Annotated in this window: 21 protein-coding genes, 1 rRNA gene and 1 pseudogene (1 of these 23 cut by a window edge); 19 read left to right on the forward strand and 4 right to left on the reverse strand. The window is 34.6% G+C overall.

Translation table 11 applies throughout. From position 1 onward, the window contains the following. The first annotated feature begins 230 nt into the window (after positions 1 to 230). From ACN6MY_RS11035 to ACN6MY_RS11100, 14 genes and pseudogenes are all read left to right on the forward strand, one after another. Positions 231 to 722 (forward strand): hypothetical protein, encoded by a 492-nt coding sequence (locus tag ACN6MY_RS11035; RefSeq protein WP_419883960.1) that lies wholly within the window; start codon positions 231 to 233, stop codon positions 720 to 722. After that, positions 722 to 1,804 (forward strand): serine/threonine-protein kinase, encoded by a 1,083-nt coding sequence (locus tag ACN6MY_RS11040; protein WP_419883961.1) that lies wholly within the window; start codon positions 722 to 724, stop codon positions 1,802 to 1,804. The genes ACN6MY_RS11035 and ACN6MY_RS11040 overlap by 1 nt, the downstream gene beginning before the upstream one ends. Before the next feature lie 12 nt (positions 1,805 to 1,816). After that, complete coding sequence (locus tag ACN6MY_RS11045) at positions 1,817 to 1,999, forward strand: hypothetical protein (RefSeq protein WP_419883962.1); 183 nt, start codon at positions 1,817 to 1,819, stop codon at positions 1,997 to 1,999. Between the two features lie 140 nt (positions 2,000 to 2,139). Then, complete coding sequence (locus tag ACN6MY_RS11050; protein ID WP_419883963.1) at positions 2,140 to 2,241, forward strand: hypothetical protein; 102 nt, start codon at positions 2,140 to 2,142, stop codon at positions 2,239 to 2,241. Between the two features lie 317 nt (positions 2,242 to 2,558). Then, positions 2,559 to 2,927 carry a DUF4288 domain-containing protein gene (locus ACN6MY_RS11055; RefSeq protein WP_419884139.1) on the forward strand — a complete coding sequence of 123 codons (369 nt, stop codon included), beginning with the start codon at positions 2,559 to 2,561 and terminating at the stop codon, positions 2,925 to 2,927. Between the two features lie 20 nt (positions 2,928 to 2,947). Continuing rightward, positions 2,948 to 3,832, forward strand: a complete 885-nt coding sequence (locus tag ACN6MY_RS11060; protein WP_419883964.1) for a hypothetical protein — start codon at positions 2,948 to 2,950, stop codon at positions 3,830 to 3,832. Positions 3,833 to 4,324: 492 nt separating this feature from the next. Next, positions 4,325 to 6,061, forward strand: coding sequence for a DUF262 domain-containing protein (locus ACN6MY_RS11065; protein ID WP_419883965.1), 1,737 nt, complete (start codon positions 4,325 to 4,327; stop codon positions 6,059 to 6,061). A gap of 485 nt (positions 6,062 to 6,546) precedes the next feature. Next, the gene (locus tag ACN6MY_RS11070; RefSeq protein ID WP_419883966.1) at positions 6,547 to 7,002 is read left to right on the forward strand and encodes a DUF488 family protein; all 456 of its coding nucleotides are present in this window, start codon (positions 6,547 to 6,549) and stop codon (positions 7,000 to 7,002) included. Then, the gene (locus ACN6MY_RS11075; protein ID WP_419883967.1) at positions 6,995 to 7,435 is read left to right on the forward strand and encodes a DUF488 family protein; all 441 of its coding nucleotides are present in this window, start codon (positions 6,995 to 6,997) and stop codon (positions 7,433 to 7,435) included. Before ACN6MY_RS11070 ends, ACN6MY_RS11075 begins: the two co-directional genes overlap by 8 nt. Before the next feature lie 18 nt (positions 7,436 to 7,453). Next, positions 7,454 to 8,122 carry a dual OB domain-containing protein gene (locus ACN6MY_RS11080; protein ID WP_419883968.1) on the forward strand — a complete coding sequence of 223 codons (669 nt, stop codon included), beginning with the start codon at positions 7,454 to 7,456 and terminating at the stop codon, positions 8,120 to 8,122. 1,061 nt (positions 8,123 to 9,183) lie between these two features. After that, positions 9,184 to 10,440 carry an IS21 family transposase gene (gene istA, locus ACN6MY_RS11085; protein WP_419884140.1) on the forward strand — a complete coding sequence of 419 codons (1,257 nt, stop codon included), beginning with the start codon at positions 9,184 to 9,186 and terminating at the stop codon, positions 10,438 to 10,440. Next, positions 10,437 to 11,198, forward strand: a complete 762-nt coding sequence (gene istB / locus ACN6MY_RS11090; RefSeq protein WP_419880522.1) for an IS21-like element helper ATPase IstB — start codon at positions 10,437 to 10,439, stop codon at positions 11,196 to 11,198. Before istA ends, istB begins: the two co-directional genes overlap by 4 nt. 156 nt (positions 11,199 to 11,354) lie before the next feature. Next, positions 11,355 to 12,407 (forward strand): hypothetical protein, encoded by a 1,053-nt coding sequence (locus ACN6MY_RS11095; RefSeq protein ID WP_419883969.1) that lies wholly within the window; start codon positions 11,355 to 11,357, stop codon positions 12,405 to 12,407. 746 nt (positions 12,408 to 13,153) lie between these two features. Next, positions 13,154 to 13,264 (forward strand): annotated as a pseudogene (locus ACN6MY_RS11100) (YneF family protein); the annotation flags it as partial. A 361-nt stretch (positions 13,265 to 13,625) separates the two neighbouring features. Here the strand turns inward: ACN6MY_RS11100 and ACN6MY_RS11105 are convergent. From ACN6MY_RS11105 to ACN6MY_RS11120, 4 genes are all read right to left on the reverse strand, one after another. After that, positions 13,626 to 13,820 carry an aspartyl-phosphate phosphatase Spo0E family protein gene (locus ACN6MY_RS11105; RefSeq protein ID WP_419883970.1) on the reverse strand — a complete coding sequence of 65 codons (195 nt, stop codon included), beginning with the start codon at positions 13,818 to 13,820 and terminating at the stop codon, positions 13,626 to 13,628. Positions 13,821 to 13,965: 145 nt separating this feature from the next. Continuing rightward, a complete protein-coding gene (locus ACN6MY_RS11110) occupies positions 13,966 to 14,412 on the reverse strand; it encodes an NUDIX hydrolase (protein ID WP_419883971.1) in 447 nt (148 codons plus the stop codon). Positions 14,413 to 14,537: 125 nt separating this feature from the next. Continuing rightward, the gene (locus ACN6MY_RS11115) at positions 14,538 to 14,747 is read right to left on the reverse strand and encodes a hypothetical protein (protein WP_419883972.1); all 210 of its coding nucleotides are present in this window, start codon (positions 14,745 to 14,747) and stop codon (positions 14,538 to 14,540) included. 418 nt (positions 14,748 to 15,165) lie between these two features. Further along, entirely contained in the window at positions 15,166 to 15,333 is a 168-nt protein-coding gene (locus ACN6MY_RS11120) for an aspartyl-phosphate phosphatase Spo0E family protein (RefSeq protein WP_071353307.1), read from the reverse strand. A gap of 280 nt (positions 15,334 to 15,613) precedes the next feature. On the opposite strand from ACN6MY_RS11120, the gene ACN6MY_RS11125 reads away from it, so the two are divergent. The 5 genes from ACN6MY_RS11125 to ACN6MY_RS11145 all read left to right on the forward strand — a co-directional run. Next, positions 15,614 to 16,321, forward strand: coding sequence for a cytochrome c biogenesis CcdA family protein (locus ACN6MY_RS11125; RefSeq protein WP_419883973.1), 708 nt, complete (start codon positions 15,614 to 15,616; stop codon positions 16,319 to 16,321). A gap of 188 nt (positions 16,322 to 16,509) precedes the next feature. Continuing rightward, a complete protein-coding gene (locus ACN6MY_RS11130) occupies positions 16,510 to 16,869 on the forward strand; it encodes a response regulator (protein WP_071353694.1) in 360 nt (119 codons plus the stop codon). A 309-nt stretch (positions 16,870 to 17,178) separates the two neighbouring features. Further along, positions 17,179 to 17,622 carry a CcdC family protein gene (locus ACN6MY_RS11135; RefSeq protein WP_419884141.1) on the forward strand — a complete coding sequence of 148 codons (444 nt, stop codon included), beginning with the start codon at positions 17,179 to 17,181 and terminating at the stop codon, positions 17,620 to 17,622. A 70-nt stretch (positions 17,623 to 17,692) separates the two neighbouring features. Further along, entirely contained in the window at positions 17,693 to 17,992 is a 300-nt protein-coding gene (locus ACN6MY_RS11140) for a DUF3219 family protein (RefSeq protein ID WP_419883974.1), read from the forward strand. Positions 17,993 to 18,471: 479 nt separating this feature from the next. Beyond that, a 16S ribosomal RNA gene (locus ACN6MY_RS11145) occupies positions 18,472 to 18,813 on the forward strand (it continues 1,209 nt past the right edge of the window).

The following is an 18,813-nucleotide window of genomic DNA, read 5'->3' on the forward strand; positions in this document are numbered from 1 at the left end:
TTTTATGGGTAGGGAGGTTATTTCCACTGAAAAACAAGGGGATCTAAAGGGAACAACGTGTAGTAGGTCTGTCCACACACCATCAAATGTTGTTGATTCGATGCGTCTTCATAATACATGAGAAAGCTTGTGCGTGCGAAAGGGATACATAAAAAGCAAAATTCTACTACTGCCTCCTATCATTCTCATAATATGGTAAAATATAGGCAAGTTAGGGGGGATTTTCAATTATGAAATCTATTGGTATAAGGGTTGAACCTTCTGAAATATACTATGTAATTTTAGAACGTGAAGATGATGGAGTAAACTTTAGCTTTTCACTACAAAAATTAGTTCTACCGAAAGCTTTAAATGATGATATTCCTAAACAGCTTTCTTTTATTCGCACAACATTATTCTCAATAATTTGTGAATACGACATTCAGTATGCTGGCTTAAAAACGACTGAAGGTTTAGCTCAAACAAAGAGTGTTTTTAGAATGAATATTGAAGGGGTTATTCAAGAGTTATTTGCAGATAGCACAATCAAAACTTATTTTGCGGGTACATACACTTCAATTGCGGCAAGAGTAAACAATAATAGTACAACTATTAAAGAAAGCTGTAAGGGTGAGAACAACATCTTAGGTATTGATATTTGGGACACTTTAAATCAAAAACATAGAGAGTGTGTCTTTTCTGCGTTAGCAGCAACAAATTATCAGATTGGAGATGGGGAATAATGATCAAAATAAATCATGTTAAACCTCACCTCTCTCTTGATAAATGGAAAAGAATTGGTGACGTAGAGGGGAAAAACTCAGAGGTTTGGATTGCAAGGGATACACAATTAGAGCAGGTGCTTATATTAAAGAAGATAACTAAGGAGTCTCTTGATCGACAGTCAGTTGAGGACTATTTTGCTGAAGCAAAAGTATTGAATACATCAAAACATCCGCATATAATGCCCATTTACTATTCTGCGGAAGATGATGAAAATGTATATATTACAATGCCTTACTATGCAAAAGGATCTTTAAACTCGTTGTTAAATGAACGTTTTTTAACCACTAGAGAACTTATAAGATATTCACTGGATTTTCTTTCTGGGTTATTGTTCATACATATAAAGGGACTTGTTCATTTGGATATTAAGCCTACTAATGTGATAATAGATGATACTAACAAGGCTCTATTAACGGACTTTGGGTTATCAATGTATCTAGATGCTAATGGATTTGCAAATCAAGGGATACAGTATGTAGCACATAGATCACCTCAAGCATATGTTACTACAAGTAAAACAGTACAAGATGATATCTATCAAGCAGGACTAACTTTATATCGAATGTGTAACGGAAATTCTGATTTCGAAAATCAATTTGAATTACTAAAATCAAGTTGTAATAGTAATGAAGAGTTCATAAAAAAGATACATAAGGGCGAATTTCCGAATAGGAAGTCTTATCTTCCTCAGATTCCAGCTAAACTTCGTAGAATAATTAACAAAATGTTGCATACAGATATAGATAAACGATATGAAGATGTCCTATCCATTCTCAATGATTTAAGTAAAATAGATGAGACAATGGATTGGAGATATGATATCATAGAAGAGGAACGTGCGTTCGAATGGACATTGGAGAACGATAGTTCAATTATTACCGTAAGAGTTGAAGAAAACCAAGGAAAATACTTGACTTCTGTTAAGAAATGTGTTAAGAGTAGTGAAAACACTCAAAATCAACCTAGATATAGTATGGCAAATGATACTTTGTTAGAAGCGTTCGCTCATGTTGAAACAGTCCTATCACAATACTCATAAAGGAGGTTAGTTATGATGTTTCGAGAAGCTAATGAGTTATCTAGAAAATATCTAGCGAATCCACATCAAGGTAAATCCTTTATAGAGCGGCTTAAATCCAATAAATCAATTGATCTTAGGAACAATATGGTTATTAAGGATTTGGGAAATGGGTATAGTGATATTAAGCCTATAGATGAAAATAAACGATTTTAATACGACTGTGACTTTCCACTTAACATGTGGGAGGTCTATTTCATTGCATTAACACTAAAGATACTTCCAGTGGGTTGATTACAAGGGCATGGCATTGACATACCTAGAAATCACTCCAAGCAACAAAACATGCATTAGAATTGCTTAAGACTCATACATACAAAGAAGTTGAATCAATGACTGGCATAAAGAAGCGAACACTGATTAACAGAAAGAATGAACTAGAAGCAAAGCAATTATAAGAGACTCCCCTATCCAAGGAGTCTCTTTTCTTTTGCGTTAGGTATGGGGGCGTATTTTCCACACTTTTGCACGCTTCAAATGGGGGATATACCCTATGTACCCTAATCCACACGTCACAGAAAATCCGAAACGATGAAAATGCTTATATTATTAATTGTATCAGATGCAGAAAGGAAATCTAATGAATGAAACCGCTGCAATCCTTTTTTTGTTTTCGAATATCTTTTGCAGGAAAGTTGAAAAGGAATGATGGGAATGGTATGCTGTAAAATTATTATATGAATGTATCATCACGGGAAACCCAAATCCAGAAACAATAGATAAAAATTACACTAATACACACAAAACTTATGAAGAAAGCATTATGCTTGTTAAGGCACAATCCTTTGAACACGCCTATTCTATTGCTGAAAAGAAAGCAAAAGATGAAGAACATGATTACCTCAACCCGTATGAAGAGACTGTAGAATGGAAATATGTTGATGCTTTAGATTGTTTTCATTTATTTGATGAAACTTTAAAAACGGGAACGGAATTATATTCACGTTTTTTTCGTGTTCCCAAAGATGTGCCAAGAGAGAAAGTTATTACCCTTTACTATCCAGAAACAGTTGAGGAAGATGAAGTAGACAAAAACTTCATTTTAAGGTATAGGGATTTTAATGCAAGACCAAACTCAACATAACAAAGAAGGCGATAAAAGTGGTGAATCATCAACAAGTAACTCATAAATTTAACATTGATAATATAGCAGGAAAACATGACGAACTTAATTTTTGTATTGACTATGATGGAAATTTGATAATGTTAACATCGACTAAAGAAAGTGGAAAATACTATCATTCGATTTTCCATGTTACAGAATGGGGGGTACAGTGTATAGTAGTTCCCCCTTCAAAAAAGGAGTTTCGTTATGCTCAGCCATTAGGGGAGAATTGGCTGCTTGTAAATTCCAGAGTAGATGATAAAAAAGCACATAATGCTTTTGTTTACAATGCAAGTGAATATTTGATATCTTCCTTTCATTTGGGCGATGGAATAGCAGATGTGCAAACCACCAAGAATGCCGAAATTTGGGTTAGTTATTTCGATGAAGGGATATATGGAGGTACTATTGGGGGAAGCGGATTACTTTGTTTTGACAAAAATGGAGAGGTAATATTTGATTTTATAAAATTTGTCCAAACTCCTAGTAATAATGAAATTCCCTTTATTGACGACTGTTACTCTTTAAATGTTTACTCAAATGAAACTGTATATTTGTATTACTATTCGGACTTCCCTTTACTGGAGTTACATAATAAGACTGATTATGAGATATTCAAACATAAAGCTTTTGATAAGTCACCAATTGCAGGAAGCCATGCTTTTTCAATTTGGGAAGGTCATATCCTTTTTGGACACGGATATAATGGTAAAGGGAAACTTCATCTTTACTCATTAAACAAAAAAACAACCAAGAGTTTTCTACCAGTGAATGAACAGAATGAAAAAATCAAATATTATTATGCAGTTGGACGTAAGGACAAAATGTTTTTAGTTTGTGAAAATGATGTGTATCTTGTTGATATTCGAGATGTAATTGAGTAGCAACATACAGTCTAATTACAGGTTTATCTTTTGTAAGAACAACTTGCTTAATTCCTATATAGGTGGAAAGCTTCTATAACAGAAATGCTCTTAATATCATCTTGTTGTAGCTGATACCACTGAATTAGGGCAGGCTTATAAGGAATGGAAAGTAGCTGGAGAAATCACTGTAGTTGAAGCAATGAAGAAATCAAATATGACTAAGGCTACATTCTATCGCAAGGTAAAGGAATATGAAGCAAGCTAAGGGACTCTATAGGGGTCTCTTTCTTTAATTTGATTGATATAAGGGGGCGTATTTCCCACATTTTTATTGGGTACATTGTGTGTATACACCCTATGTACCCTAATCTACACGTCACAGAAAATCCTATACGAGAAACATTGACTTTGAACCAAAGACAAATAGTATGGAAAAAACTCATCTATATTAAACTATGATATAATCATTTGGAATAAATAGTTATTAAGAGTAGAGGCAGGGACAAAAAAATGGCTTTTCAGACACCGTTAACAATAAAAAAAGTTGTTGAAAATATTCACAAAAAGAAATATCTTTTGCCAGCTATACAACGGGAATTTGTGTGGGGAACATACCAAATAGAGAAATTATTTGATTCGTTAATGCAGGGTTATCCTGTAGGCTCATTTTTATTTTGGAATGTTGAAAAAGAAAAAAGTAAAGACTTTCAGTTTTATGAATTCATTAGAAACTACAATGAAAAAAACAATCGTCATAATCCTTTAGCAAGTATAGATGGTGAAGAAGACATAATTGCCATATTAGACGGACAACAAAGACTGACATCAATGTATATAGCATTAAAGGGTACTTATGCTTACAAATTACCTAGAATGAGACGTGAAAATCCTTTAGCTTATCCAGAACAACAACTGTATGTGGATCTTTTAGGACCTTCACAAGATTTTGATACAATATATGACTTTAGATTTTTAACAATTGAAGAAGCTGAGGCTGAATATGAAGATGCTCATTGGTTCAAGGTAGCTGATATTCTAAACATTACTAATCCTTTTGAAATACACCAATATTTAATTAAAAACGGTCTGAGTGCAATTGAACAGGAAAAAGCATTATTTGCAAGTGAAACGTTACATAAACTTTATCAAGCAATCAATGAAACACCCAATGTTAACTATTTTTTAGAAGAAGAGCAAAATTTGGAAAAGGTATTAAACATTTTTATTCGTGTAAATAGTGGCGGTACAAAACTCAGTTACTCTGATTTGCTGTTATCGATTGCTACTGCACAATGGAGCAATCGAGATGCTAGGCAAGAAATTACCAGATTTGTTGATGAACTCAATCAAATTGGAGCTGGCTTTAACTTTAATAAAGACTTTGTTCTTAAGGCATGTTTAGTTCTTTGTGATTTTAAAGATATTGCTTTTAAGGTAGATAATTTTAATAAGGACGCAATGCTAAAAATTGAACAGAATTGGGATAATGTAAAAGAAGCGATTCGGTTATCAGTAAATTTAATTTCAAGTTTTGGATATAACCAAGATACCTTGACATCAAATAATGCAATTATTCCTATAGCTTACTACTTATTAAGAAAAGGCATACCTTACAACTTTGTACAATCTAAAAACCATCAAGATGACCGTAAATTGGTTAGGAAATGGCTAGTATTAGCATTATTGAAACAGGTTTTTAGTGGACAACCAGATAATGTGATCAGACCTATCAGGAAAATTATTTCTGAAAATTATAATCAATTTCCATTAGGGAAAATTGCTGAAGAATTTAAGGGTGGTACTAAATCATTTAGCTTTAATGAAGATGAAATCTATAATTTATTAACGTATGAATATGGTCAAAAGCATACATATTCGATACTAGCCTTACTTTATCCAAGTTTGGATTTTCGAAATAAATTCCATATAGACCATATTTTTGCCAAGAGCTTATTCACAAAAAGAAACTTATCCAAAAAAGGGCTTTCCCAAGATAGGGTAGAATTCTACTTTGAACATGTTAACTCAATCATAAATTTACAGTTGTTAGAGGGAATACCTAATATAGAAAAATCTGATAAAGATTTTGCGAAATGGATTAATGAAACCTACACAGACAATACCACAATAAATGATTATTTTACAAAGCATTACATTCCAAATGTTGATTTGAGTTTTGTGAATTTTGAGGAGTTCATCAAAGAAAGAAAAGAATTGCTGTTTCAAAAATTAAAATCACTTGTATAATATCCGTGGTGGATTACAAGAACTTACTTGTATCCACCATTTTTTTGGATTATTGCAATGATGCTATGGATGCATATCTCAAATTGCACTTCCGATTTGAAACATGATTCTTCTTCAATGATCTGATCAACTTAATAATATATCGATTTTATTAGGCTTTATGTTCCATACTAATATTTGGTTAACATTCAATAGCAATGGAGACCAGCTAATCTTCAGATATTTCCTGTTTCTGTTTGTATCAAACGTGCATATCGTTTAGTGTTTATAACTTACATTATGAACTTCTTCATCTCGATATATGCCTCCATATCAAATTTAAATCATGTCTAAAAAGTTACATATGAAATTTCGATATAAGGGGTGGGGAATCCTGCCTGTTCTACAAGTAGTAGCATATTAAAGAAATAGGTGATAACCTGTTTTAGAGTAGTGTACAATTAAATTGTTATGTTAAACTTTAGGAAAAAGAGAGGGGGTACAGTATGTCTAAGTTTAAAGAAGCTAAAGGGAAATTGTATACTAGTAATCCATCAGGCTTATCGAAGTTAGGTATTAAAGCTGAGATTTGGCAGATTACCAGGGCTGGTCATCGTTTGCCTAATACCCTATTAGTTAAGCACCTTTCCCCCTCTAAAGAACTCTTTCAAACGTTTGTAAAGGAGTGGAAAGGAAAACCCTACGATCAATGGTGGGATAAATACGAAAAGAGATTTTTAGAAGAATTAAAAACCGAAGAAAAGCTAAAAGGATTAAGAGAAGTATACAAACGATTACTTATAGGAGAAAATGTGGTTTTAGTATGCTTCTGTAATGATCATAGATTTTGCCATAGGAAACTGGTTGGAGAATTTTTCAAGCCTTTTGGAGTAGTAGCAGAAGAGTTAAATCCTATAACAACAGAACAATTATCGATCTTCAAGGAGGGGTCTTATGAGTAAGGTTTGTACAATTGGTTTTTCAAAAAAAAATTTACGTCAATTCGTCAATCTTTTAAAAGTAAACGATGTACAAAGACTCGTGGATACAAGATTAAATAATACCTCGCAATTGGCGGGGTATTCTAAGAAGGATGATTTGGAATACGTTATGGAGCTACATAATATCGATTATATTCATGAGCCGTCCTTAGCCCCAACTCAAGATATTCTAAAAGATTACAAGAAAAAACAAATTTCTTGGGAAAAATATGAAAAAGAGTATATAAAACTATTAAAAAAGCGTAAAATAGAAGAAAGAATTGATGAAATTTTTGGAAACAAAACCATTTGTTTATTGTGTAGTGAACATGAACCTCATCATTGTCACCGTAGATTACTCGCAGAATACCTTAAAGAACATCGTAGAGATATCAGCATAGCGCACTTAATTTGATTAAGAGGAGTTGTCTCTATGGAAGTAACTGTACTTGCTGTGACAAAGGCTTTTGGTCGATATTGCATTGCTGGAATGAAAAACGACGGCACATGGATACGCCCAATTCCCCAACCTTATGTTATCCCTCATGATGAAGACCGTTTTTGGACGAAAGAGCAACTGACATTCGACAACGAATTTATCCAAGTTGGCGATAAGATTGCCATCGAAGGTTATGCTCCCAAGCATCTTAGATACCCCAATCACTCAGAAGATTTCATAACAACAAGAATTAAGAAAGTAGGGCATTTAACTGTTGAAGAATTAATGGTATTTCTAGATAGATATGCGGAGGATTACATTGATTTTAAAAACACTGTTAATGGAAATAGTGGCAGAAGCTTGTGTTTACTTGAAGTTGATAGTTTTTATCACCGTATGACCCAATTCGATGGTAAAACTAGAATTACAATGGGTTTTAATCATGAACTGTATGATCTAGATAACCCTCGCACAAATGCTGGTGACTTCATTGTTAAAGATTGTCGGTGGGAAGATTTAATACTGAAAAATGCAGTCCCTGATATACAGCATAACAAGCTTTTCTTGTGCATAGGTTTAGCTACTCCATTCAAAGGTGTTGATTTTCCTATGGTAATTGGTTTAATGCCAGATTATGAAGTACCTGTCGCTATTAATAATTAATGTGTTTTTTTTACATTAGAAACACGTATAGTATACAGCCATATGTACCAAATTAAATCCATCTGGAAAGCAAATAGGCAAGTTATTACAATGAAATTTAGTACACTTTTTATTAGCTCTGTTCAGGCATTTAGCTTGAAGAAATAGATAACTCAAAATTAAAGCGGGTGCTATTTGCAACCGCTTTAATTTTTATTCCTTTTAAAATAAGAGTTAATAGGTGGAAATGCTACATGTTGGCTTTAACATTCGCCTTACTTATTTGAACATGACGGAGTGTTATTGCCATATCTTTATGTTTGAATATTCATTTGTAAACTAAACGGGTCACTGCTACCCAGATAATGCTAAACATAACTATAGATCCTTGAATTACAAATAATGAGAGTTTATAATAGGATATAAGTCAAACGGTCTAAGTTCGAAAAGTGACCGTTGTACTGAACGGAAGAAAAACAGCGGTATATATAGAGTTGGTGGCGAAAGCCATAGTAGTAAGCTAAGGCGTCGGTCGGGAGTTCGAATCTCTTCTGGAACGCTAACAGTAATAGAGCCAAAACCCTTGGTGAATGAGGGTTTTGGCTCTTTTTTTGAAAATCCTATGGGGAAAATCAGGGAGTCATATGTTTGGGAGTGGAATTCTTTTTAAAGGTATTTTTAAAGTGAATTCAATTTTGGACATGTTTAACGTTGGTAGATCGTTTGGCTGCTTCTACGACCTTATTTGTTATTTCACTAATGATGGGCAGGTTAGTTTAAGAAGATAATACTCTTATTATTTTGATTTCTATACAAATATCTTAGTGAGTTAGTTGAACAAGGCTTTATGTTTAAGGTCATAATTAAAAGAAATATTGCAAGTATCGGCTAAAGTACACTCTAAAGCTGAATCAGTCTTGGTTTTACAATCTGAGAAGATTTATGGTTCAAGGGCTAGTTAACTAGGAATTACAAAACCTTGTCATCAACGGTGCTAAAATACCCAATATCAGCGGTTTAAAATTCCCCAATAATAACAGATAATTGTCTCATCACTTAAGAGGGTTGGAGTGTATGAGACGATGCTGAAGACTGGGGAATTTTTTATGATAAGAGAATTACATCAAAAAGGATGGACAAAAACAGCTATAGCTGACGAGACAGGGTTTGATCGTAAAACAGTAAGTAAATACATAAATCAAGATCAATTACCTCAATCATCTAAGCGTAAGGTTAGGGAGAGTAAATTAGAAACATTTAAGCCTTATCTTCTTCAAAGAATTCAAGAAGGAACGACAAATTGCATGGTTCTATTTGAGGAAATTCAAGCCATGGGATACGAGGGGAAAACAACTATCCTCCGAGAGTTTATAAAACCCTATCGGGTTCAACCGAAAAAACAAGCCACTGTACGATTTGAAACAGCACCAGGAAAACAAGCTCAGATGGATTGGGCGGATGTAGGTATGTATGAAGTAGATGGTAAGCTTCAAAAAGTTTATGCATTCATCATGGTTTTAAGTTATTCCAGAATGAAATATGTGGAGTTTACAACAGATATGAAATTAGAAACACTAATGAAATGCCACATGAATGCCTTTGCTTACTTTAACGGTCTACCAGAACAGATTCTCTATGACAATATGAAAACAGTCGTCACGAAGCATAGTCCAGTAGAGATTCGATTTAATAGAACGTTTGAAGATTTTCTAGCCTATTATGGAATCATCCCAAAAGCATGTAAACCTCATCGTCCACAAACCAAGGGGAAAGTGGAAAGAACGGTTCTATATGTAAAGAATAATTTCTTCCAAAGAAAACATGAACCTACAATATACGCCTTAAATCATGATATCCGTATATGGCTTGATCAAACAGCGAATCAAAAGAAGAATCAAACAACTAATGAACCACCGGTTCAACGCCTACAACACGAACAAAGGTTTCTTCAGACTTGGGGAACAAAACCCCTCTTCCCGACTAGTCATTGGGAGATACGTGAAGTAAGCCGGGATTGTTTCATCTCTTATTTAGGCAAAAAGTATTCTGTCCCTTTCCGGTATGCGGGCCACAAAGTAAAGGTTAAAGTAACCTTGGATCATCAAATTGAAATCTATGATGAGAAGGAGTGCGTGGCTCAACACCCTATTTTAACGGGTAAAACGAGTGTTCATGTGAAGCTAGAGCATTATGAAGGATTACACAAAACAGGAAAAGAGCAGGAACATCAGAATCCCACTGGTTTGGCGGCCAAAGATTCTGGAAATGTCCCTACTCCTATTGTTGAAACACGTTCTCTAGCTTCTTATGCTGCTCTGGAAGAAGGTGATTCAATATGAAAAACCAACTCGAAGAGCAGCTAGAGAATCTTGGTTGGCAGGAAATAGCCAACCAATTAGATGATCTTTTAGAGAACGCTTCTAGAAATAATGTATCATATTTTGATTTTTTGCACACTCTTGTTTTGAGAGAAACTGAAGCTAGACAGGGGAATCTCTTGTCCAAGAGGATGAAGAGCGCCAAGCTTCCTTACATGAAGAACATCCATGATTTTGAGTATACGTTTCAGCCTAGTGTAAGTGAACAGCGTGTGAAGGAAACCTTGACTTGTAGGTACATCGCAAACGGGGAAAATAGGATTCTATTAGGTCCACCAGGTGTAGGAAAAACCCATTTAGCGATATCCTTTGCCGTAGAAGCTATTACACAAGGATACACTGCGTTATTTTTAACGGCTGATGAATTGGTATCAGAATGCCGAAAGGCAGAATCAAAAGGAACTCTCCATCGCTTAGTTAACAAATGGAGCCGCCCCAATTTACTCCTCATCGATGAGGTAGGATATTTTCCATTTGATGAACTAACAGCCAATATCTTTTTTCAGGTGGTGTCCAAACGATATGAAAATGGGGCAATGATCTTAACATCTAATAAATCATTTATTGAATGGGGAAAAGTATTTGGGGATGATGTTTTAGCTACAGCGATTCTAGATCGACTCCTTCATCACTCTGTCACTTTTAATATCAAAGGAGAGTCCTATCGCCTCAAAGAAAAGAAAAAGGCTGGAATGTTCCCAGCCAAAGTAACTGAGTAACCGATATAAATGGGGACTTTTATTCCGATGACAATGGGGAAAAATAAACCGACGTTGACAACCTTGTATCCTTAATCTGAAAAACATTAATAATGTATTAATAAAATAGAAAATGGTATTATTTACTAAGTTACTAGCTATTTGGGGAGGGAGAATATGAAACTAAAATTTGATCTACATTTACCATTTAAATTACCTATTCTAGATAGCCACAAAGTAGGTAGCTCATATCATAGTGCTGACTTTTTTATAGAATTTAATACTTTCCAGCAAGTTTCATATATAGAGGAAAGCGAAATGCCCCCTCTTACAAAAGAGGCCACTGTAATAACCATTAATTACTTACCTAAGAAAGACATTACAGAAAATTTACAGCATGACGAATTATTACGTATGACGGTCTTAGATTCTCTTCATTATATAAACAGGTTTCTAGACACTATAAGAGCATTTACCGGGTTAAACCATATTTACAATATAACAATTGCTGATTTACCTATTTTACTCCTGATAAATGTGGAAAATGAATTGTATTTATATATCACTCAAGCAGAAGAAATCACCAGGAACGAGGGTACCCTAAGTAAAGAAGAAATAGTAAAGGCTATTAGTACAATGAAGACATATGAAGATGCTCCTGATATTTATCTAGTCGATAAATTCTTTGGTTCAGCAAAAAATCATATATATAAAGAACAGTTTTTGGACGCAATAATAGATTTCCAAACTTCATTTGAAATTTTTATAAGAAATACACACCGCTTAATTTTAACTAAAAATGGTGAAAGCGAAAATACTATTACCGATGCATCAAAAATACCCTTTAGGAACGTAATTGAACACCATTTAACCAAGTATTTAAAAACCAATCTAAATTTTCAAAATCCAGGAAAAATTAATACATGGTATAACAATCTATATAAGCTAAGGAACCAAATAGTACATCAAGGGCGTATAGATATTAGTGGAGAAGAAGCATACGAAGCATACGATTCATATGTAAGCGCTAGAAATTTTATTAGTGATAAGTTAGTTGCTGAAGGATTTCTTGACGCTGAGGGTAGAGTAGACCTAGGTATATTTAAAAAGAATGTTAAAGGTTCCATCAATCAGGAGGATGTAATAAAAAGGTTAAAAGATCTTGGTATTATTGATGAAGGATTAGAATTTCGGAACCCTACTGTCAAAAATTTATACTCGTCAAGCTGAAGGCATAGCTTCTGCAAAGTCACAAGGTAACAACTTGGAAGACCTAAAACATCTATAACAATAGAATATTTGAGCAAGCATACAAGGAATGGAAAGAAGGAAATATCAGATTAACTGTGACGTGGTAGTGGTGTACCGTACCTACCTATGGGGATGGGAATCGTACAGGGCTGGGTTGCTACTTGGAAAATTCACACTATATTTTCAAAACCTTTACTGGTAAACAATGGAAATTACAAAGGGGACTAATATAACTAACAGTAAACAGCCACTAAGCACCATGCAGAGAAACGGCCTACAACGAATCGAAACTTCTTTTTATGGACTTTCACCCTACTAAATGTCATACTGCAAGCCCACAGGTAAGGGGGTGGTTCACTGTATAATTACTTAATATCACTGTATACAAAGGTTCTATAAAATAGATATACCGGAACTTTCCGACTCAAAATCGTGTTTAAATCATATGAAGTGAGCGTTCTCTATCTAGTAAGGGGACGTTTTTTTTCTGTTGGGAATCTAGGAGGTTCATAACAGTGAAAGGTAGTATCAAGAAAGACAAGAAAACAGGTAAGTAAGAAGGAAGCAGAGCGAGTTGTTAGTGGATTTCTAAATGATGAAGGATAAACCAAGTTTCTTCCTTAACATGAATCAATCATAGACAAACATCAAGAAATATGGTATATTTTTCATCATAGAAAAATAGTTTCGGATGGATAAAGAAGATACAGCAAAAGCCTTTAACGCCAATCAATGAACAAATGTTAAAAATGATGATGATGCAAATGGGTATGAAACCTTCCCAGAAAAAAATCAATCAAATGATGAGTGCTATGAACAAGCAGCAAACAAAATAATATTTGTTTAGATGCTTGTTTTACTTCAGCAAAAAAACCGCCTTTCCCGGATTATATCCTAGTGAAATGGCGGTTTTTTTCTTGCATCCAATAAAGCACTCACTCCATTTTTCGGGATGAAAGTAGTGTATAGCATCAGGCGAACTTGAAACCAGCTACCATTGCTCGTCACTTTATGGCAAGATGCTAAGGTTTCTAATGTAAATGAAGTTGAGAGTGGGGAGGATTGTTGTTTTAATTTGATTCAATGGATGTTTTATAATATGAGGACTAAAAGTGCTTACGAAATGAAAACCTGACAGCTCATAACTGGATTGTGTTAAAGTCTTTTGAATCGATAATTTCTTTTGATAAAGGTTATTTAGCGTAAGGGAACTTGATGTGAATTAGAAGTATGTTTATTCCACTTTGATATATTTGTATTTAAATTAAGAAGGTAATCAAGTTCCTGGCTTTTTCTTACAGTAACTGGAGAGGACAATCCGTATTTCAATCCTGCTTCAATCATTTTACCTCTATGCGTTTTAATCATTTCACATAATAAAAGAACAGTCATTGCTAAATCCTCATTTCAAAGGTATTTATAATATATATCGGTATGTTTTATGGGGCATTAATATAGTTTTTACAATTTTTTGCAGATACAATAGGTGAATTAACAGCCGAAAGGTCTAGGGGAGAATGGATAAAAAGAACACTTTTCATTCAGCCCTTAAACCGGATGCCTTTTTAACCGCCCAGCTTTGATGTTCGTGTGTTAATGCTTTTACAGCATCTCTTGGATTTGTCCATTCGAGGATATGGTCTTTTTCAATAGGATCGCATAATTTCACTCCTAATTCACACAAAAAGAAATTCCCAACCCCCAAGTAGTGTGCAGAATACCTTGTTGAATAATGATAAAGCTGTGCTTTTCCAATATGTTCACCGATTATAATGGAGTAGCCCATTTCCTCTAAAATCTCTCTTTTAAGAGCGTCTACAGGGGTTTCGTTTACTTCAATTCCGCCTCCTGGCAAAAAAAACCTATCCTGTATCCGGATAATTGCGATTTCATTTTTGTTGTTAAATATTAACCCATAGCTTCCTTCGCGTTTAATATAATCGATTTTCGTCTCTTTGGTGCCAAAAGTTTGCATATGAATCATGCAGCTCCCTTGATCTTTTTTTTACATAATATCTCATATTTTTAATCAAAACAATTTTTTGCCTTTGAGTATTCCTGTAAATTACTTCCTGCAATAGAAAGCTCGTTTATAGCCTGTTGAATTTGCTAAATTTTTTTTTGTTTTTTAGCTTCTTTATAACTGATATAGCCAAATAAACTGCAAACTATGATAGGAACTCCGCAAAATAAAGCTGTTTCAGATACCAGGCCTTTTGGGTACCCGCCGATCATAAGAAAAAAATAGCCCGCTACGATTATGCATAAGAAAATAGCCATGGCTGCAAGAAGTAGTGGGCTGCCAATAAAATTTTTCACTTCTTCACTCCTAGCAATTATTATAGAATTATATATAAGTTTTCCTGAATGAGAAAATTTATGTTCCAATAAATAGGGAATTTCCTGTGGGTTCTGGAGGGCCCTAACCTGTAACGCTGATTCCCTGCCTGAGCCGAGCGGATCCATTCAGATAATATAAAATGCAAAATTAACAATATATTTTAACGAAGCCTTTGGATTGCAAAACCTTTCTGAGGAGAAAAAATGAATAAAGGGGAGGGTTGAGAGAGAGAAAAAAACTCATTACGAACGAAGGCAAAATTAATTAAAAAAATATTTAATGATGGTATGAAGCAATCATTTGTGGGGAAGAGGAATAAATTATGTAGGTGCACTTTGATATTTAAAAATAAAAACCTGTAAGCATTCATGGAATTATCCTAAATTCTATAAAATATCAGACTGCATTTGCTTTGAAAAACGTCTGGTCATATTGATTTAGCAGCCGGTCAAGTTCCTGACTGTATTTAAGTGTAATATTTGAATTTAAACCATTCTTAGAAACGATGAAAATAAGCTCTGTTCGTTTTTCTTCAATTAAATCAAGGAACTCTTTTTTGTTCACAGCTGTTTTTCCTTTCTGAAACCCAATGAAAATCTTGGGACATAGTATGTATTGTAATTGTAAATAATGTATGATTATTACAATTATAATGTTTTGTGGTAATTAATTCAAATGGTTCTAATCGATAAATTATAAAATATATAAGAAATATAATTGTTTAAATAAAAATATTTATAAAGTAAAAAATCAGTCATGCTATATTTTAAAAATGTTAGTTATCTTTTGGTCTATCGTTTGTTAGAATAGTAATATATTGCTAATAATAGGAGTTGGCTGAATTTTGGCAGATGTTAATTTTTTTCTTGCGTTCGGTGCTGGAGTTTTAAGCTTTATTTCTCCTTGCTGCTTGCCTTTATACCCAGCTTTTCTCTCTTATATTACAGGAATGAGTGTCGGGGAGATAAAGTCGCAAAATGTTATGCTTCATAAAAGAAGTTTTCTGCATACCTTGTTCTTTTTAATTGGTTTTTCATTGGTCTTTCTGGCAATTGGTTTTGGGACATCTATGCTTGGTAATTTTTTCACTCAATATAAAGATTTAATACGCCAGGTAGGGGCAATCATCATTATTTTTTTTGGACTAGTCATAATTGGTGTTTTTTCTCCCTCTTTTCTGATGAGAGACAAGCGATTTGAGTTTAAAAACCGCCCAGGCGGACTTATAGGTTCTGCACTAATTGGTTTAGCTTTTGCTGCAGGATGGACGCCATGCACGGGACCTATTTTAGGATCTGTTATTTATATGTCAACAAGTAATCCCGGTTCTGCATTAATTTACATGATTGCTTACATTCTTGGCTTTGCCATTCCGTTCTTTATTCTTTCCTTTTTTATCGGAAAGATGAAGTTTATAAAAAAATACAGCAGTTCTATTGTCCGAGCGGGGGGATACCTCATGATCGTGATGGGTATTGTACTGTTTTTTGACTGGATGACAAAGGTATATATGGTTTTCACAATGATATTTGGAGGCTTTAAAGGATTCTGATATCTTTGAATTATGTATGGCATGCGGAGTCTAATGAGGAATTTATTGAAAATATTCCTTGATTCGGATATATTTAACATTGGGTTTATTGCGGGCCTAACGTGCCTTTCGAATAAATGTGTATATAATACGAGTTTTACACTAAATAATAGATTGTGTTTTTTGTTGTATTAAAGGAGGATCCGGCAATGGCCAGAATATTAATAGTCGATGATGCAAAATTTATGAGAATCACCTTATCCAATATTTTAACTAAAGCAGACCATGAAATTATCGGAGAAGGGGAAAATGGCAGAGAAGCTGTAAATCTGTATCGTGAATTGCATCCTGACCTGGTCACTATGGACATCACTATGCCGGTAATGAGCGGACTTGATGCTGTAAAAGAAATTAAAAGTGAGTTTCCTGATGCCAAGGTTATTATGTGTTCCGCTATGGGACAGCAAAAAATGGTAGTTGAAGCTATAGAAGCAGGGGCAAAAGATTTTATTGTAAAGCCGTTCGATGAAAACCGGGTGGTGGAAGCGATTAGCCGGGTTCTGGATTAAACCGTTTAGAATACTAATCGGTTTTCATTATATCTTGGAATACAAGAAACAATTATTTTGTTTCTTGTATTATCTATTATATAATTAACATAGACACTATTTATAAAGAGGTTCTGTTTAACCCTTTATGTTGATTTTGGTTCATGGCATTTGGCGCAAAAGGCGTTACACACTTTATATGCAAAATATAGAGCACAAGCCTTCCGCAAAAAGTGTGCACATGAAGCGGAAATCTGCTGCAAGATAAACAAAGCCTATAAAAAAGGATGATAATAGGTGCTATATATTTCATCAGGATTTGCAATTGTCATGGCGATCATGGTTTTGGTCATTAGGGTGAAGGCGGCCAAAAAGCCAACTAATATAAGAAAAATCATTTTACCGCCTATATTTATGAGCACGGGAGCACTGATGTACCTTGTACCTGAATTTCGATTAACAAAGAATGAAATATTGGAAGCGGTCGTTTTTGGGGTGCTGTTTTCATTTTTGCTGATAAGAACCTCCAACTTTGAAGTTCGCGCTGACCAGATATACCTTCAGCGCTCAAAAGCATTTATTTTTATCTTGGCCGGCCTTGTTGTAGTAAGAATCATTGCAAAACTTGTGCTGAGCTATAGTATAGATGTGGGCCAGCTTAGCGGTATGTTCTTTTTGCTGGCATATTCAATGATAGTTCCCTGGAGGATTGCGATGTTCCTGCAATACAGGAAAGTCAAAAATGAACACATGCTGAAACCGAAAATCCTATAAACCCGCTGATTGCGGGTTTTTTGATATCGGTCCAGACTAAAAGAATAATTATATTGGAGGTTTTGGAACTATGACTGAAATTATCTTAAATGATGTGCATATTAAAGCTGAGAATTTTAAAGCAGAAAAGGCTGGAAATCAAAAAGGAGAAAAAGAACTTAGTAAAATAAGTTTTAGCTTTAAAGTTTCGAGCAGTGAATATCACGATATTACTGTACTCCTATATGGTCTTAACTTTAACGTGTGCGTTCCGGAATTTGATATGGAATTTCCCGCTACCATCCTTAATTATTCAACATCCATTACCAATTTATATAAGGAAAATGAGGTTGGCGATTTCAGTCTAGAATTAATAGAGATAACAGAGTAGAGGTGTAACACAAATATGTTATCTCTATATATAATGTGGTACTAAAACATTGTTTTGACAATCTTTTCCTTAAACGAACATTCTGTGCATTTCGCTACGATTTCCAATGCGTCTTCACTTAATGAATGGAGGGTTTCTTTTTTGCAGTTTTTACAATATCTCTTTTCAGTAAACTCTTTCACCAAAAGGACTCCTTTCTAAATGCTCAACATCAAAATCAACTCAGTTTATCTATTTATTGTACCCTTAATTTTATGCATTAACATTTTCTGCGAAAGGATTCATAAGAGACAAAAAAAGAGTTGACTTTATCCGGAGATTCAAGTAATGTTAAAAAGCTGTCAACGATAACTGATTAACAAATGATTTTTGCAGATTGTTGATTAAAACATTGCTCTTTGAAAACTGAACAAAACTAAGCGCCAACGTTTTAAAATAGTGAGCATACACTCTAAAAGCAAATGAGCAAGTCAAACATTTCTTCGGAGAGTTTGATCCTGGCTCAGGACAAACGCTGGCGGCGTGCCTAATACATGCAAGTCGAGCGAATGGATGGGAGCTTTCTCCCTGAAGTTAGCGGCGGACGGGTGAGTAACACGTGGGCAACCTGCCTGTAAGACTGGGATAACTTCGGGAAACCGGAGCTAATACCGGATACGTTCTTTCCTCGCATGAGGAAAGATGGAAAGACGGTTTCGGCTGTCACTTACAGATGGGCCCGCGGCGCATTAGCTAGTTGGTGAGGTAATGGCTCACCAAGGCCACGATGCGTAGCCGACCTGAGAGGGTGATCGGCCACACTGGGACTGAGACACGGCCCA

The sequence above is a fragment of the Peribacillus sp. B-H-3 genome, from assembly GCF_048572925.1.
In the GTDB taxonomy this organism is placed as follows: domain Bacteria; phylum Bacillota; class Bacilli; order Bacillales; family DSM-1321; genus Peribacillus.

Excerpts from the sequence above, each read along its gene's own strand:
- ACN6MY_RS11035 (WP_419883960.1), top strand. The coding sequence starts at position 231 with ATGAAATCTATTGGTATAAGGGTTGAACCTTCTGAAATATACTATGTA.
- ACN6MY_RS11040 (WP_419883961.1), top strand. The coding sequence starts at position 722 with ATGATCAAAATAAATCATGTTAAACCTCACCTCTCTCTTGATAAATGG.
- ACN6MY_RS11045 (WP_419883962.1), top strand. The coding sequence starts at position 1,817 with ATGATGTTTCGAGAAGCTAATGAGTTATCTAGAAAATATCTAGCGAAT.
- ACN6MY_RS11065 (WP_419883965.1), top strand. The coding sequence starts at position 4,325 with ATGGCTTTTCAGACACCGTTAACAATAAAAAAAGTTGTTGAAAATATT.
- ACN6MY_RS11070 (WP_419883966.1), top strand. The coding sequence starts at position 6,547 with ATGTCTAAGTTTAAAGAAGCTAAAGGGAAATTGTATACTAGTAATCCA.
- ACN6MY_RS11075 (WP_419883967.1), top strand. The coding sequence starts at position 6,995 with ATGAGTAAGGTTTGTACAATTGGTTTTTCAAAAAAAAATTTACGTCAA.
- ACN6MY_RS11080 (WP_419883968.1), top strand. The coding sequence starts at position 7,454 with ATGGAAGTAACTGTACTTGCTGTGACAAAGGCTTTTGGTCGATATTGC.
- istA (WP_419884140.1), top strand. The coding sequence starts at position 9,184 with ATGCTGAAGACTGGGGAATTTTTTATGATAAGAGAATTACATCAAAAA.
- istB (WP_419880522.1), top strand. The coding sequence starts at position 10,437 with ATGAAAAACCAACTCGAAGAGCAGCTAGAGAATCTTGGTTGGCAGGAA.
- ACN6MY_RS11095 (WP_419883969.1), top strand. The coding sequence starts at position 11,355 with ATGAAACTAAAATTTGATCTACATTTACCATTTAAATTACCTATTCTA.
- ACN6MY_RS11105 (WP_419883970.1), bottom strand. The coding sequence starts at position 13,820 with ATGACTGTTCTTTTATTATGTGAAATGATTAAAACGCATAGAGGTAAA.
- ACN6MY_RS11110 (WP_419883971.1), bottom strand. The coding sequence starts at position 14,412 with ATGATTCATATGCAAACTTTTGGCACCAAAGAGACGAAAATCGATTAT.
- ACN6MY_RS11130 (WP_071353694.1), top strand. The coding sequence starts at position 16,510 with ATGGCCAGAATATTAATAGTCGATGATGCAAAATTTATGAGAATCACC.
- ACN6MY_RS11135 (WP_419884141.1), top strand. The coding sequence starts at position 17,179 with ATGGCGATCATGGTTTTGGTCATTAGGGTGAAGGCGGCCAAAAAGCCA.
- ACN6MY_RS11140 (WP_419883974.1), top strand. The coding sequence starts at position 17,693 with ATGACTGAAATTATCTTAAATGATGTGCATATTAAAGCTGAGAATTTT.